11 protein-coding genes are annotated in these 14,807 nt (G+C 70.1%); 8 read left to right on the top strand and 3 right to left on the bottom strand.

Annotated features, from left to right (window positions below):
• The first annotated feature begins 48 nt into the window (after positions 1-48).
• The 3 genes from GPJ59_RS10515 (at position 49) to GPJ59_RS10505 (ending at position 1,566) form a co-directional block, all read left to right on the top strand.
• Positions 49-345 carry a hypothetical protein gene (locus tag GPJ59_RS10515; RefSeq protein ID WP_219666280.1) on the top strand — a complete coding sequence of 99 codons (297 nt, stop codon included), beginning with the start codon at positions 49-51 and terminating at the stop codon, positions 343-345.
• A 225-nt stretch (positions 346-570) separates the two neighbouring features.
• Complete coding sequence (locus GPJ59_RS10510; protein WP_219666273.1) at positions 571-1,002, top strand: hypothetical protein; 432 nt, start codon at positions 571-573, stop codon at positions 1,000-1,002.
• Between the two features lie 267 nt (positions 1,003-1,269).
• Positions 1,270-1,566 carry a hypothetical protein gene (locus GPJ59_RS10505; RefSeq protein WP_219666271.1) on the top strand — a complete coding sequence of 99 codons (297 nt, stop codon included), beginning with the start codon at positions 1,270-1,272 and terminating at the stop codon, positions 1,564-1,566.
• A 122-nt stretch (positions 1,567-1,688) separates the two neighbouring features.
• Here GPJ59_RS10505 and GPJ59_RS10500 read toward each other — a convergent pair whose 3' ends face one another.
• Positions 1,689-1,940, bottom strand: coding sequence for a hypothetical protein (locus GPJ59_RS10500; protein ID WP_219666269.1), 252 nt, complete (start codon positions 1,938-1,940; stop codon positions 1,689-1,691).
• A 199-nt stretch (positions 1,941-2,139) separates the two neighbouring features.
• Between GPJ59_RS10500 and GPJ59_RS10495 the strand changes: the two genes are divergently transcribed.
• From GPJ59_RS10495 to fxsT, 5 genes are all read left to right on the top strand, one after another.
• Entirely contained in the window at positions 2,140-2,760 is a 621-nt protein-coding gene (locus GPJ59_RS10495) for a hypothetical protein (RefSeq protein ID WP_219666267.1), read from the top strand.
• Positions 2,761-2,867: 107 nt separating this feature from the next.
• Positions 2,868-3,056 (top strand): FxSxx-COOH cyclophane-containing RiPP peptide, encoded by a 189-nt coding sequence (gene fxsA / locus GPJ59_RS10490; RefSeq protein WP_219666265.1) that lies wholly within the window; start codon positions 2,868-2,870, stop codon positions 3,054-3,056.
• A 241-nt stretch (positions 3,057-3,297) separates the two neighbouring features.
• Positions 3,298-4,542: an FxsB family cyclophane-forming radical SAM/SPASM peptide maturase gene (locus GPJ59_RS10485; RefSeq protein WP_308120230.1), complete on the top strand. Its 1,245-nt coding sequence runs from the start codon at positions 3,298-3,300 to the stop codon at positions 4,540-4,542.
• Between the two features lie 47 nt (positions 4,543-4,589).
• Entirely contained in the window at positions 4,590-5,888 is a 1,299-nt protein-coding gene (locus tag GPJ59_RS10480) for an aKG-HExxH-type peptide beta-hydroxylase (RefSeq protein ID WP_308120229.1), read from the top strand.
• A gap of 137 nt (positions 5,889-6,025) precedes the next feature.
• Positions 6,026-9,172, top strand: a complete 3,147-nt coding sequence (fxsT, locus tag GPJ59_RS10475) for an FxSxx-COOH system tetratricopeptide repeat protein (RefSeq protein WP_258024178.1) — start codon at positions 6,026-6,028, stop codon at positions 9,170-9,172.
• 361 nt (positions 9,173-9,533) lie between these two features.
• On the opposite strand, the gene GPJ59_RS10470 is transcribed toward fxsT, so the two are convergent.
• Both GPJ59_RS10470 and GPJ59_RS10465 read right to left on the bottom strand, forming a co-directional pair.
• A complete protein-coding gene (locus GPJ59_RS10470) occupies positions 9,534-13,418 on the bottom strand; it encodes a multifunctional oxoglutarate decarboxylase/oxoglutarate dehydrogenase thiamine pyrophosphate-binding subunit/dihydrolipoyllysine-residue succinyltransferase subunit (RefSeq protein ID WP_219666264.1) in 3,885 nt (1,294 codons plus the stop codon).
• Positions 13,419-13,676: 258 nt separating this feature from the next.
• Positions 13,677-14,708 carry a HAMP domain-containing sensor histidine kinase gene (locus GPJ59_RS10465; RefSeq protein ID WP_219666290.1) on the bottom strand — a complete coding sequence of 344 codons (1,032 nt, stop codon included), beginning with the start codon at positions 14,706-14,708 and terminating at the stop codon, positions 13,677-13,679.
• Positions 14,709-14,807 lie beyond the last annotated feature (99 nt).

The raw sequence follows: 14,807 nt of genomic DNA, 5'->3' as shown, positions 1-14,807 counted from the left end.
GATGATGGGGTGTAAATCTCCCCTTTGCTTGGAGGTGAGGGAAACGGCATGGATGACCAGTTGTCATCGGCCATTGTTCTATATTTCTCGGACCGCCGAATTCTGGTCGAAGAGCGAGGTCGGAAACTGTTGCTGGAGTCATTCGGTCCTGAGCTGGGTGCCGAACTAATTTCTCAGATAGATGGGATGATTGAGCGTACCTTTGAGATTGGTGAGCAGTTCCCCACGCTGAGTTTAGACTCTGCGGAGGCGATGGTGGCTGAGGCGATGCATCGTGAATACCCTCAGCTTTCTAGCGAGGTGATCGCTGCACTTGCTTGGTACTGGGGCGTCGGAAATTTCTGATCTTCTATCGCATCGGTGAATTCTGCTGAAACGTTCTCGATCGGAAACTAGTTCAAGTGCCTGGCGTATGTGGCCGCTGCCGATGCCGTTTAAGGGGCGATGTGTGCGGCGCGCCCGGGACTTTCGGATGAAGCGGTCCATGGGCGCAAGCTTCTCCCGGCTGCATTCGAGCAGGTGAGTGTGCAGGGTGGAGCACGGGATGCGTTAACCCCTGGGGTGTAGGTGATGTCGGTGGAGACGGCCTGGGTTGAGCCCCTGTCCAGCTGGCTTTTGGGGCACGGTTTTTCCTTCGGGGAGGAGCGTGAAGCGGATGGATTCCAGAATATTCTGTTGCGGTTTCGCCGGGGCGACTGTGAAGTTCATCTAACGCGGGAAAGGGGGGAGTGGCGGATTGGGATTTCCCCTCAGGGGGGAGATCCGGTGGTGTCTGTCAATGTTTGGCGCTGTTATCTCGACGGCGTGGATCCGGATGCTTCCGAGGGTCCTGAATCGATCGAATCCGAACTTGCCTTCATTTATGAAAGGGTCGACGATGTGGGTGCGGCTGCTGTTCGTGACGGCAGCATTGGAGAAGGGCTGCTGGATATTAACTGGATTGTCGTGAAAGCGAGACTCGGTTTGGATCCTGAAATGCCCAGGCCTGGCGGTCGATTCTGAGTCCAACGACTTCCGAGGCTGCCTCACCTCATCGACTCAGAAGGAACCCGAAAGGCTGATGTTGGCCATGCGGTTCGTCGGAAGCGAATGGGCGGCGGTGTGTGGGCATAGTGGATCTTTGGCGGCATTTCGCAGACTTCGGCAGAAGTGTTGCCATTCACGTCTGCATGATGTGCCGCCAGCGCCTCAGGGCGGGTGCATGTTGTCCTGCCGGGTGGAGTGGTGGAGCCTGACACGGTTTCGACAATCGTGAGACGGGAACTTGAGATGAATGAGCAGCTCTCATCGGCCATCGCCATTTATTTCTCGGATCGCCGGGGGATGTTTTGGGAGCGAGGTGAGAAGGCGCTCTTTGCCGCCTATCAGGCCGCGGTGGCGTCGGAACTGTTGAGTCGGATTGAGAATTTGAAGGATCGTACGCTTTCGATCGGCAATCGGTTCAGGCACCTGGGGTACGACGCCGCTGCCGATGCTGTTGAAGAGGCGCTTCGTGAAGAACGTCCGGAGCTCTCGAACGAAGCGATCGAATCTCTTGCTTGGTATTGGAGTTACTGCAGTCGCTGATTCTTCACTGAGAGGCCTTCATGTGCACAGGAGGCGCTGCGAGTTGGATCTGGTCACGGCGCGGTGGTGACCGTCGACGCGCCCGGCTGCCATGGTGAAGGGCGGGGGCTCAGCGTTGTCCATCACCAGGTGGACAGAGAACACGGTGTTCTGTGCGAGCAGCTGGGCGTCGGAGCGGTGAGCGCGTGCTCGTGCGCCGTCTTGTCCAAGCCGGTCAGGCGGTGCATCTCCTGGTTGTGGTGCGGGTGGTGCGCGTGGTGCAGGCAGCCGCGAAGGCCGACCGAGATGTCCGCCTCAGGCGGGGCCAGTACGGTCTTGCCGTCGTCATCCAGGGCGCCAGTGCGGACCGGGGCCGGGGCCGGGTGTTCCGGCACTCGCTCAGGTTCAAGCGGCTGCGCCTGGACGTAGCCGCGGAGGGCGGGTTGCGGTTCGCGAGCGGCAGACTGTCTTTTGACCGTTGACTTCTGGGCGAGCAGGAAGCGGACGGCGTTTCGGAGACAAAATGAGCAATCCGGGCTGTGCTGTGGGGCGGTGGATCGGGGCAGGGGGCTCGGGGTGGATGGTGAGCAGAGAGTGGTGCGTGACGTGGAGAAGGCTGGGCTGGTCCAGCGCTTCGCGGGGGCTGTCGTAGGGCTGGAGTCTTGCGAGATCGCGACGTGCATCCGCTCGGTGGAGGAACTCGCGCGGTGTGTGGCTGAACTCGTTGATCGGGTCGCTGACGTGGCGGTGCAGGACGAGGATGTGAGGTTTCTCGTCTTTGAGCGGATCGGGCGGTTCGGGTCACTTGCCGTGCCGGCGGTTGAGCGCGTGTACCGGGAGGCCCAGGATGCGGACCTGCGGCTGATGTCGGCTTCGGTCCTGTTGGACATGGGGAGTTCCGTCGGGGTGCCCGATCTCATGGAGGCTCTGGGGGAGCGGGGACAGCCGCTGTACACGGGCGCGTTGTCGCTGTCCGCAGCGGGGATCGAGGCGGCGGCCGGGCCGATTGAGCGAGCCTTGCTCGCCACTGACCCGACGGACACCGCCACGATCGACTGTCTGACCCTGGCTCTGTGCAATCTGGGTGGGCGTGTTTCGCCGGCTGTGATCGAGCACGTGTCGGCTGTCGAACCGGACTGGCGTAGGAACGCGTTCCTCAAAGGGCTCGTGGCGGACGAACGTGATGCAGCTTCGACCGAGGGCGACGGCTCGTGAGAGGAGTTGGTGCGGGAGGGGCCCCTCCCGGGCGGTGGGCGTTCGGATTCCTCCGGGCTGGATCAGGGCATCGTTTCTCCTTCCGAGGTGCCGGGCAAGGGGAGGGGATGGGGATCGAGGGTGGGCGGGGTGTTGTGAGGGCTTGTGCGGGGGAGTTGCCTGATGTGTCGGGGTGGGGGTTGTCCGAGTTGAGGGGGGTTGGGCATCCCGTGCTGGCCGAGGTGATCGAGGGGCTGGTGGAGCGGGTGTTGCGGCCGGCCGAGGTGCTCAACGCCTTTGACTCCGGGGTTGATTGACTCTTTTCCGCCGTTAGGGGTGGTCGTCGGCCGGGCAGGGATGGACAGTCCGCAGCGGGAGGAACCGGCGATGAGGCACATGAACAGGTGGGATGCCGGGCTGCCCGAACCTGTGCATGTATCTCTGTCCGTGCCTGCGTCGACGTCTCTGTCCTTGTCTCTGCCCGTGCTGCCTGCGCCGACGTCCCTTCCCGGGCCTCTCGACGTGCATCGGGTGCGGGCGCCGTGGCCGTACGGGGAGGTGGATGCGGCAGGGCTGAGGGCCGGCGGGCATCGCGCCCAGCCCTTGCGGCAGTTCGTGTTCAAGGTGCGGAGTCGGTGCAATCTCGCCTGTCGTTACTGCTACGTCTACGAGATGGGGGACCGCGGGTGGCGGGAGCAGCCCGCGGTCATGGCGGCCGGGACCGTACGGGTGGCCGCCGAGCGGATTGCCGAGCATGCCGCGGCCCATCGACTCGGTCGCGTCGATGTCGTGCTGCACGGTGGTGAGCCGTTGTTGGCGGGGGATCAGGAGCTCATCGCGCCTGTTCGGGCCGTGCGGGCGGCCGTGGGGAGGCAGTCGCCGGGGACGAGCGTGACCGCCAGTGTGCAGACCAATGGGACCTTGTTGACGGCGCATCGCGTCGATGCGCTCGCGGCCGCCGGGATTCGGGTCGGGGTGAGCCTTGACGGGGGGCTTGCGCGGCACAATCGGCGGCGGGTGGATCGGGGCGGGCGGGCCGGGTTTCCCGCCGCGGCGCGGGGGCTGCGGTTGCTCGCGCGGCGGCCCGAGGCGTTTGCCGGGGTGCTGACCGTCGTGGATCTCCAGCAGGATCCCGTCGAGACCTATGAGTCGTTGCTCGCCTTTCGGCCGCCCAGTGTCGCGCTGCTGCTGCCGCTCGGGAACTGGAGCAATCCGCCGCCGGGACGGCATCCGGGCTCCGCCGCCACCCCCTACGCCGACTGGCTCATCGCCGTGTTCGAACGGTGGTGGAACGAGCCGGTGCGGCGCACGCGGATACGGGTGTTCGAGGAGATCATCGCCCTGCTGCTCGGGCTGCCCGCCGCGACCGAGACGCTGGGGCTGGCGCCGGCCACCACGGCCGTCATCGAGACCGACGGGAGCCTGGAGCAGGCGGATTCGCTCAAGTCCGCGTACGACGGGGCCGCGCGGACCGGGATGGACGTGCGCAGCCACTCGATGGATGAGCTGATCGGGCATCCCGGGTTCGTGGCACGGCAGTTGGGGGTCGACGGGCTGGCCGGGGAGTGCCGGCGGTGTCCGGTGGTGCGGGTGTGCGGGGGCGGGCACTATCCCCATCGGTATCGGGACGGGGCCGGGTTCCGGCAGCCGTCCGTGTACTGCGCCGATCTGGAGCGGCTCGTGCGGTATGTCGCCGATTCCCTGGCCCAGCAGGTGCAACCCCTCCATCCTGCCCATCCTGCTCCTACTGTCCCTGTCGCCTCTACCGCCCCTACCGTCCCCGACGCCGAGGCGGCCTCGTGACGGGGCCGGCGGGGACGGAGCCGTCCCCTGCCCTGCCCGTTCCTGCCGTGCCGTCCCCCGCCCCGCCGTCCGTATCCCTGCCCGCCCCCCGCCCGGCGGCGGCGGTCGCCGCCGCCCCGCTGCCCCGGTTCCGGGTCACCGCCGCCCTGCTGGGCGAGCTCGCCTCCAGCGAGCCCTCCCCCGAAGGGACCCGGCTCGTGCGGGATCTGCGGTGGTCCAAGCGGCTGCTGCTCCTGCGGGCCGTGCTCGATGCCGACCCGGGCCCCCGGACGCACGCCCACTGGGCCCTGCTCGAAGAGGCCGAGCGGCGCGACCCCCGTGCCGTCCACGACGTGCTGCACTATCCCTCCACCGGGGTCTGGGCCGAGGAGACCCTGCGCCGGCTGCACGCCCGCCGCGGCCCCGCGCCCGACCTCGGGCACCTCGGGGCCCTGGCCGTGGCGGCCGCGCTGCGGGCCGGGGTGACGTTCAAGACCACGCTGCGGGCCAGCCACGGGCGGGTCGTGCTGCCCACCCTCGGGGTGCTGCGCCCCGAGCGGCCGGGGCCGGTCACGCTGTCCGACGGTTCCTGGGACCCCGAGGACCCGGCCTGCCTGGTCCTGCACCAGCTCCCCGGCGGGACGACCGCGCTGGACGACCTCGACCCCTACCGCGCCGCCGCCGGAGCCCCCGTACGCGCCGCCCGCCGGCTCACACCGCGCGGGCACAAGCGGTGGGACACCCAGTGGACCGGCGCCCTGACCCTCCTGGAGCGGTACGACACCGCCCGCGCCGAGGAGGTCCGGGAGCTGCTGCGCAGCGTCGTGCCGCTGGCCGGCGGGTCCCGGTCCAGCGGGGCCACGCTGCCCGCCGCCGCCGGCTCGGTACTGGTACGCGGCCAGGCGCCGCCCGCGCTCGCCGCGACCCTCGTGCACGAGGTCCAGCACGGCAAGCTGGCCGCCCTCGGCGACCTGCTCACGTTCCACACGGCCGACCGCACCCCCCGCTACTGGGCCCCCTGGCGGATCGACCCCCGCCCCCTGGAGGGGCTGCTGCACGGTACGTACGCCCACCTGGCCCTGGCCGGCTACTGGCAGCGCGCCGCCCTCTACGGGGCCCGCGGCGCCTGGGCCCAGCACGCCCGCTGCCGCGCCCAGGTCGCCGCCGTGCTCCCCGTGCTCCGCGGCGAGCCGCAACTCACCCGGACCGGGCGGCAGTTCGTCGAGGCCATGGTCGCGGCCGAGCGCCGCATGGACGAGCTCCCGCCGCCCGGCGACCAGCACGCCACGGCCCGCCGCGCCGTGGACCGCGAACGCCGCGACTGGTGCGCGGCACACCCCGAACTCGCCGCGTCCGCACCGGGATGAACCGGTGGCGGCTGCGCTACCGTGGCAACACACCGCGTCACCTCCGCGTCACCTCCGTCGTGCCGCCCGCGCGCCCCACGACATACCTTCCCCCACGACGTCCCGTCCACTGCCACGAGCACAGGGAGACGGCACGCATGACCTCCAGCCGCCTGGACCGCGACCGCGATCCCGACCGCGACCGCGATCCCGACCGCGACCCCGGCCGCGCCTCCGACCGCGACCGCGGTCGTGCGCGCGATCCTTTCCCGTTCCCCGCCCCGTTCCCCGCCCCGGCCCCCGCCGCCCCGTACGCCTCCCCGTACGGCTTCCCCGCCGCCCCCCAGCGCTTCGTCATCAGCTTCGCCGGCTTCAACCGCCCCTGGGCCGTGTGGATCGCACACCGCCTGGAGGAGCACGGCCACCGGGTGGCCCTCCAGCGCTGGGACCCGCAGCGCAGCCCCTCGCTCACCGAGGCCATGGAGGACCTCGCCCTCAGTGGCGGCAAGGTGCTGCTGGTGCTCAGCGAGCGCTACTTCTCGCTGGGCACCCACTCCGAGGACGACTGGAACAGCGCGATCCGCGCGGTCACGTTCGACCACCCCGACCGGTTCGCCGCCGTGAGCCTGACCGACGCCCCGCTGCCCACCGCCGTCGCCGCCCTGGAGGCCACCGACCTGTGGGGGCTGGACGCGTACGAGGCCGAGTACCGCGTGCTGCGCCGGCTGGACCTGCCCACCGACCGGATCGGCACCGAGACCGGCCGCCGCGGCCCCCGCTTCCCCAACGACCCGCCCGAGATCTGGGGCCGCGTCCCGCGCCGCAACCCCCGTTTCACCGGCCGCAACGACGTCATCGGCCAGCTGCGCGAGGCTCTGGTCGAGGCCCCGGCCGGCGCCTCGACCGTCACCCTCCTCGGGCTCTCCGGCGTCGGCAAGACCCAGGTCGCCACCGAGTACGCGTACCGCTTCGCCTCCGAGTACGACGTGGTCTGGTGGGTGCCCGCCGCGGACCGGCCCACCCTGCGCGAACGGCTCGCCGACCTCGCCCCGGCCCTCGGCCTGCCGCGCGGCGCCGGAAGCTACGGCGAGCAGATCCGGGCCGTCCTCGAAGCGCTGCGCCGCGGCACCCCGTACAACCGCTGGCTGATGATCTTCGACGGGTGCGACAACCCGGACGACCTGTCGGACCTGCTCCCCTCCGGCGGCGGCGACGTGATCATCACCTCGCGCAACCGCGAATGGGCCTCCCGGCACACCAGCCTGATCGAAGTCCCCCTCTACGCCCGCCCCGAGTCCATCACCTTCATCCGGCGCCGGGCCCGCAGGCTCACCGGCGACGAGGCCGACCAGCTCGCCGAGGCCCTGGAGGACTACCCCCTCGCCCTCGACCAGACCGCCGGCTGGCTCGCCGACTCCCCGCTGACCGTCGGCGACTACCTGGGCCTGCTCCAGCGCCGGCTGGACTCCCGGGAGGCGGTCACCGTCTCCGACGACTACCCGCTGCCCTTCCCCACCGCCCTGGCGATACTCCTCAACAACGTCCGGGAGAACTTCCCCGACGCCCTCGCCCTGCTCCGGCTGTTCGTGTTTTTCGCGCCCGGCCCGGTACCGCTGCGCCTGCTGCGCGAGTTCCCCGCCGACGACGTGCCCGAGCAGCTCGCCGGGCTGATCAACGACCAGATCCGGTGGAACGCCGCCCTGAACAAGCTCGTGCAGTTCTCCGTGGTCCGCCTGGAGTACTCCGACCTCGCCGTCGAGGAGGGCGGCGGCGGGCTGGAGACCGTACAGCTGCACCGCATGGTGCACGGCATCGTCCGCGACAACCTCTCCGAGGCCGAGGCAGCGCCACTCGCCCGCGCCGTCCGGCAGGTGCTCGCGGCCGCCGACCCCGGCCGCCCCTCCGACTCCCGGCAGTGGCCGCGCTACGCCGAACTCATCCCGCACCTGGAGACCGCGGGGGTGCTGACCAGCTCCAACGCGCGCATCCAGACCTTCCTGCTGCAGTGCCTGCGCTACCTGGTCCTGGCCGGGGAGTACCGCACCTGCCTGCGACTGTGCGAGGCGACCGACCACCACTGGCGGGCCCGGCTCGGCGACGACCACGAGAAGGTGCGCGAGCTCAGCTACCAGTACGGCGGAGCGCTGCGCAACCTCGGCCTCTTCCGGCGGGCCGAGATCCTCACCAAGGCCGTCGCCGACCAGGTACTCGCCGAGCGCGGCGACCGCGACCTGGAGACCCTGCGGGCCACCAGCGCGTACGGCGGCGTACTGCTGTGCATCGCCAAGTTCGAGCAGGCCCGGCGGCTCTTCGAGCAGGGCCTCGACGCGTACCGCGAACTCCTCGGCGAGGACCACCCCACCACCCTCAACGCCGGCAACAACCTGGCCGCCACGTACCGGCTGCTCGGGCGGTACCAGGAGGCGTACGACCTGGACCTGGACACGCTGCGGCGGCGCGAGCGGGTGCTGCGGCCGCAGCACATCTCGACCCTGTCCTCCGGCATCGCCTGCGCCATGGGACTGCGGCTGATGGGCCGCTACCGCGAGGCGCAGACCCGGCAGGAGCAGGGCCTGCGCCTGAACACCCAGGTCCTCGGCCTGAACCACCCGCAGACCCTGCGCGCGGAGCACAACCTGGGCATGTGCCTGCGCCGCCTGGGCGACATCCCGGGCGCGGGGGCGCGGCTGCGCGCCGTGTGGGAGCGGGCGACGCGGGTGTTCGGGGCGGACTACCCGTGGACGCTGATGGTGGCCTCGGACTTCGCCACGTACCTGCGCGAGTACGGCGACGTCGAGGAGGCCCGGCGGATCTCCGAGGACGTCGTACGCGGCTACCAGGCGCAGCTGGGCCTGGCCCACCCGTACAGCATCGGCACGGTCGGGAACCTGGGGCTGGTGCTGCGCGCGCAGGGCGAGCGGGAGGCGGCGTTCAGCCTGTGCGAGCAGGCGCTGGTGGGGATGCGGGGGGCGCTGGGCGAGCGGCATCCGTGGACGCTGGGGTGTGCGCTGAACGCGGCGGGCTGCCGGAGCTTCACGGAGCGGCTGGACGATGCGCTGGAGCTGAGCCGGCGGACGCTGCGGACCGTCGAGCAGGTGCTCGGGCCCGATCATCCGATGGCGCTGAGTGCGCATACCGCGTTGGCGGCGGATCTGCGGGCGATGCGGCAGCAGGGGGAGGAGGCGGCGAAGCATGAGGATCATGCGCTGAAGGCGTTGGTGCGGACGCTGGGCACGCAGCATGTGCACACGGTGTCGGCGCGGCAGCGGATCAGGCCCTACTGGGACTTCGAGCCACAGCCGTAGGCCTGGCTGCGGGTTCCGCTGCGCGGAGCCATTCCCCTACCCGCCCCTTCCCGAACTGGGGCTCCGCCCCAGACCCCGCGCCTCAAACGCCGGCGGGGCTGGATAGTGCTGCGGCTGGATATGCCGCGCAGCGGCACATTCCAGCCCGCGCGGCGTTTGAGCGCAACGGGCGCGAAGCGCACGTCCGGGGGTCTGGGGGCGCAGCCCCCAGTTTCGGGAAGGGGCGGGGTGGGGAAAGAGCCCCGCGCAGCGGTAGCCCGCCCGCAGCCGTGCCGGATCCCCCGCGCACGCCGGAAGCCCGGCTCCCACCTGGGGGGCCGGGCTTCGGCGTGGTTCCGGCCGGGCCGGAGGCGGTTGGTGGTTACGCCTCGAAGACCTCGGCGACCAGCTGGGCCTGCTCCGCCTGGTGGCGCTTCGCGGAGCCGACCGCCGGGGACGAGCCGTGCGGCCGCGAGATGCGGCGCAGGCGCTCGCCCGCCGGGATGTCGGCGCCGACGGCCAGGTCCAGGTGGTCGATCAGGTTGAGCGCGATGAACGGCCAGGCACCCTGGTTCGCCGGCTCCTCCTGGGCCCAGATGTACTTCGCCGCGTTCGGGTACTTGGCGATCTCCGCCTGGAGCTCGGCACCCGGCAGCGGGTACAGGCGCTCGATGCGGATGATGGCCGTGTCCGTGATGCCGCGCTTCTCCCGCTCGGCCTCCAGGTCGTAGTAGACCTTGCCCGCGCAGAAGACGACCTTGCGCACGGCGCTCGGGTCCACCGTGGAGTCGCCGATGACCGGACGGAATCCGCCGCTCGTGAACTCGTCCGCGTTCGACGCCGCCGCCTTCAGACGCAGCATCGACTTCGGGGTGAAGACGATGAGCGGCTTGTGGTGCGGGTTGTGAACCTGCCAGCGCAGCAGGTGGAAGTAGTTCGACGGGAGCGTGGGCATCGCGACCGTCATGTTGTTCTGGGCGCAGAGCTGCAGGAACCGCTCCGGGCGGGCGGAGCTGTGGTCCGGGCCCTGGCCCTCGTAGCCGTGGGGGAGGAGGAGGGTGACGCCGCTTGTCTGGCCCCACTTCTGCTCCGCCGAGGAGATGAACTCGTCCACCACCGTCTGCGCGCCGTTGACGAAGTCACCGAACTGCGCCTCCCAGAGCACGAGCGCGTCCGGGCGGGCCAGCGAGTAGCCGTACTCGAAGCCCATCGCCGCGTACTCGGAGAGCAGCGAGTCGTAGACGTTGAAGCGGGCCTGGTCGTCGCCCAGGTACAGCAGCGGGGTGTAGTCCTCGCCGGTCTGCCGGTCGATGAGGACCGCGTGGCGCTGGCCGAACGTACCGCGGCGGGAGTCCTGGCCGGACAGCCGGACCGGGGTGCCCTCCATCAGCAGCGAACCGAAGGCCAGGGTCTCGCCCATGCCCCAGTCGATCGTGCCGTCGTCGATCATCGCGGCGCGGCGCTGGAGCTGCGGCAGCAGACGCGGGTGGACGGTGACGCCCTCCGGGATGCTGACCTGCGACTCGGCGATGCGCTTGACGACCTCCATGGAGACCGCGGTGTCCACGGCCACCGGGAACTCGCCCTGCTCGACCGGAGCCGGGGTGCCGACGGCCGGCTGCGCGGCGGCCTCGCGGACCTCCGCGAAGACCTTCTCCAGCTGGCCCTGGAAGTCCTGCAGGGCCTGCTCGGCCTCTTCCAGGGTGATGTCGCCGCGACCGATGAGGGACTCGGTGTACAGCTTGCGCACCGAGCGCTTCTTGTCGATCAGGTCGTACATCAGCGGCTGCGTGAACGCCGGGTTGTCCGACTCGTTGTGACCGCGGCGGCGGTAGCAGATGAGGTCGATGACGACGTCCTTGTTGAACGCCTGGCGGAACTCGAAGGCCAGACGGGCAACACGGACGACCGCCTCCGGGTCGTCGCCGTTGACGTGGAAGATCGGCGCCTCGATCATGCGGGCCACGTCGGTCGCGTACATGGAGGAGCGGGAGGACTCCGGCGCCGCCGTGAAGCCGACCTGGTTGTTGATGACGACGTGGACCGTGCCGCCGGTGCGGTAGCCGCGCAGCTGCGACATGTTCAGGGTCTCGGCGACGACACCCTGGCCGGCGAAGGCCGCGTCACCGTGCAGGGCGACCGGCAGGACGGTGAAGTCCGTGCCGCCCTTGTTGATGACGTCCTGCTTGGCGCGGGCGACACCCTCCAGGACCGGGTCGACGGCCTCCAGGTGGGAGGGGTTGGCGACCAGCGAGACCTTGATCTGCTCGCCGTCCAGGCCCGTGAAGGTGCCGTTGGCGCCCAGGTGGTACTTCACGTCGCCGGAGCCGTGCATGGACTTCGGGTCGAGGTTGCCCTCGAACTCGCGGAAGATCTGCGCGTACGACTTGCCGACGATGTTCGCCAGGACGTTCAGGCGGCCGCGGTGGGCCATGCCGATGACGACCTCGTCGAGGCGGGCCTCGGCGGCGGAGTCGATGACGGCGTCCAGGAGCGGGATGACGGACTCGCCGCCCTCCAGGGAGAAGCGCTTCTGGCCGACGTACTTCGTCTGCAGGAAGGTCTCGAAGGCCTCGGCGGCGTTCAGGCGGCGCAGGATGCGCAGCTGCTCCTCGCGCTCCGGCTTGCTGTGCGGGCGCTCGATGCGGTCCTGGATCCACTTGCGCTGCTTGGGGTCCTGGATGTGCATGAACTCGATGCCGGTGGTGCGGCAGTACGAGTCGCGCAGCACGCCGAGGATGTCGCGCAGCTTCATCATCGACTTGCCGGCGAAGCCGCCGACCGCGAACTCGCGCTCCAGGTCCCACAGGGTGAGGCCGTGCTCGGTGATGTCGAGGTCGGGGTGCTTGCGCTGCTTGTACTCCAGCGGGTCGGTGTCGGCCATGACGTGGCCGCGGACCCGGTAGGAGTGGATCAGCTCGAAGACGCGCGCGGCCTTGGTGACGTCGTCGTCGTGGCTGGCGTCGATGTCCCGGAGCCAGCGGACCGGCTCGTACGGGATGCGCAGCGACTCGAAGACCTCGTCGTAGAAGCCGTTCTCGCCGAGCAGGAGGTTCGCGACGATGCGCAGGAACTCGCCGGAGGCCGCGCCCTGGATGACCCGGTGGTCGTAGGTCGAGGTCAGGGTCATGACCTTGGAGATGCCCAGCTTGTTCAGGGTGTCCTGGGAGGTGCCCTGGAACTCGGCGGGGTAGTCCATGGAGCCGACGCCCATGATGACCGACTGTCCGGGCATCAGGCGGGGCACGGAGTGGACGGTGCCGAGGCCGCCCGGGTTGGTCAGGGAGACCGTGACGCCGGTGAAGTCGTCCATCGTCAGCTTGCCGACGCGGGCGCGGCGGACGATGTCCTCGTAGGCCTGCCAGAACTGGAAGAAGTCGAGGGTCTCGGCCTTCTTGATGCCCGCGACGACGAGCTGGCGGTCGCCGTTGGGCTTGACCAGGTCGATCGCGAGGCCGAAGTTCACGTGCTCCGGCTTGACCAGGGTGGGCTTGCCGTCCTTCTCCTGGAAGGAGTAGTTCATCGACGGCATGGCCTTGATCGCCTGCACCATCGCGTAGCCGATCAGGTGCGTGAAGGAGATCTTCCCGCCCCGGGCGCGCTTGAGGTGGTTGTTGATCACGATCCGGTTGTCGAACAGCAGCTTCACCGGGACGGCGCGGACCGAGGTGGCCGTCGGCACGTCCAGGGAGGCGTTCATGTTCTTGGCGACCGCCGCGGCCGGGCCGCGGAGCGTCACGAGCTCGGGGCCGGCGGCGGCCTCGGTCGCGGGCGCGGACTTCTGGGCCGGGGTGGTGGCGGCCGGAACGGCGGCCTGAGGGGCAGGCGCGGCCGGAGCGGCGGCCGGGGCCTGGGGGGTGACAGTCACAGCAGGGGCACCAGAGGGAGTGGCAGGAGCAGGGGCAGGAGCTGACACGGGCGTGGGCGCGGAGGCCGCGGAGGCTGTGGCGCCGGCCGCCCCCGCGGCGGCGGCGACGGTGGCCTGCGGAGCCTTGGCGGCCTGCGGGGCGGCGCTGGTGGCGGCGGCCTGTGCGGAGGCGCCGTCCGGCGTCGTCTTCTCCGTCGTCACCGGAGCGGCAGCGCCCCCCGGCTTGTAGTCGGCGAAGAAGTCCCACCAGGCCCGGTCGACCGAGTTCGGGTCCTGGAGGTACTGCTGATAGATCTCGTCGACGAGCCACTCATTGGCGCCGAAGCCTGAGGCAGGGTTCTTCCCGCCCTCTGCTGCTTCGGTCGTGGTGCTCGAGTTACTGGGGGACTGTGGCGACACGGCGGCAACCGCCCTCTTCCGCTTCACAAGGTATGGACAGCGGGAATAAAGGCTACGCCTCTCCGGCGGTCGGATGCAGGCGGGGCGGGACTTACGTCGCGCAGGTCACATCGAACGGCGGGTTTCACCAGGGGGAATGGCGGGAAACAAGCGGGGTTCGGGTAGGGGTGACCGTGGTTGCGGCCCCCTGGCTTCGCACCCCTAGACGGATCCCGGCACATGTGGCCGAGATCATCTCCTTCCCCTCCGAACCCTACGTCAAGAGCCTGCCTGCGGGACTCCCGGAAGGGTGACAAGGATTCGGCAACCCCGTGACGATTCGGCCACGCGGATGTCACCGCCGTGCAGCCCGACCGCCCAGCGGGCGATGGCCAGGCCCAGCCCGGTGCCGCCGTCGCCGGTGGTGCCGCCGCTGCCGCGGTTGAACCGCTCGAAGACCCGGTGCCACTCGGCCTGCGGTATGCCGGGGCCCTCGTCGAGCACCTCCAGGGTCAGGCTCCCCGGCGCCCCGCCGCCGCGGGCGCGCACGGTGACCCGGCCGTGGGGCGGGCTGTGCTTGACCGCGTTGTCGATCAGGTTGGCGACCACCTGGTGCAGCCGCTCCGCGTCCGCGTGCGCGGTCAGGTCGGAGGGGAACACGTCCAGGTGCAGGTGGACGTCGTTGCGGGTGTGCCCGCCCGAGCCGGAGGCCAGCCCCGGCCGGCCGGCCGCGGCCAGCCCGGACTCCTTCAGCACCCCGGACAGGTACGGCCACACCTCGAAGCGGCGCGCCTTCAGCGGGACCACGCCGTTGTCCAGCCGGGACAGGTCCAGCAGGGTCTCGACCAGCCGGCCCAGCCGCTCGGTCTTCCTGAGCATGGTCCGCATGGTCTCGGGGTCGGCCGCGGAGACCCCGTCCACCACGTTCTCCAGCACCGCGCGCAGCGCCGCGATGGGCGTGCGCAGCTCGTGCGAGACGTTGGCGACCAGCTCCTTGCGGTGCCGGTCGACGGCCTCCAGGTCGTCCGCCATCAGATTGATGGTGGCGGCCAGGTCGCCGAGCTCGTCCCGGCGCCCGGCGCCGCGCACCCGCCGGGTGTAGTCGCCGTGCGAGATCGACCGGGCGACCCTGATCATGTCGTCCAGCGGCGCCGTCAGGCTGTGCGCCACGAACTGGGTGATCAGCATCGAGGCGATCACCGAGAAGACCGTGATGAAGCGCAGCTCGGTCTCCGTACGCAGGGCGACGAGCAGCAGGCCGGTCGTGATGAAGACCGAGACGACGATGAGCACGCCCAGCTTGGTCTTGATCGAGAACGGCGAGAACGGCCGGAGTGCGAGTGCGTCGGACCGGTGGGCCGAACCCGCCGACCGGTGGGCCGAACCCGCCGAGCCCGCGCGGCGCCGGGG

It is taken from the genome of Streptomyces bambusae (assembly GCF_019400985.1).
Classification (GTDB): domain Bacteria; phylum Actinomycetota; class Actinomycetes; order Streptomycetales; family Streptomycetaceae; genus Streptomyces; species Streptomyces bambusae_A.
This window is presented reverse-complemented; position numbering and strand designations above follow the sequence as displayed.

Bases quoted from the DNA above. Each gene is read 5' to 3' on its own strand.
- GPJ59_RS10515 (WP_219666280.1), top strand. From the start codon at position 49: ATGGATGACCAGTTGTCATCGGCCATTGTTCTATATTTCTCGGACCGC.
- GPJ59_RS10510 (WP_219666273.1), top strand. From the start codon at position 571: ATGTCGGTGGAGACGGCCTGGGTTGAGCCCCTGTCCAGCTGGCTTTTG.
- GPJ59_RS10505 (WP_219666271.1), top strand. From the start codon at position 1,270: ATGAATGAGCAGCTCTCATCGGCCATCGCCATTTATTTCTCGGATCGC.
- fxsA (WP_219666265.1), top strand. From the start codon at position 2,868: ATGGGGATCGAGGGTGGGCGGGGTGTTGTGAGGGCTTGTGCGGGGGAG.
- fxsT (WP_258024178.1), top strand. From the start codon at position 6,026: ATGACCTCCAGCCGCCTGGACCGCGACCGCGATCCCGACCGCGACCGC.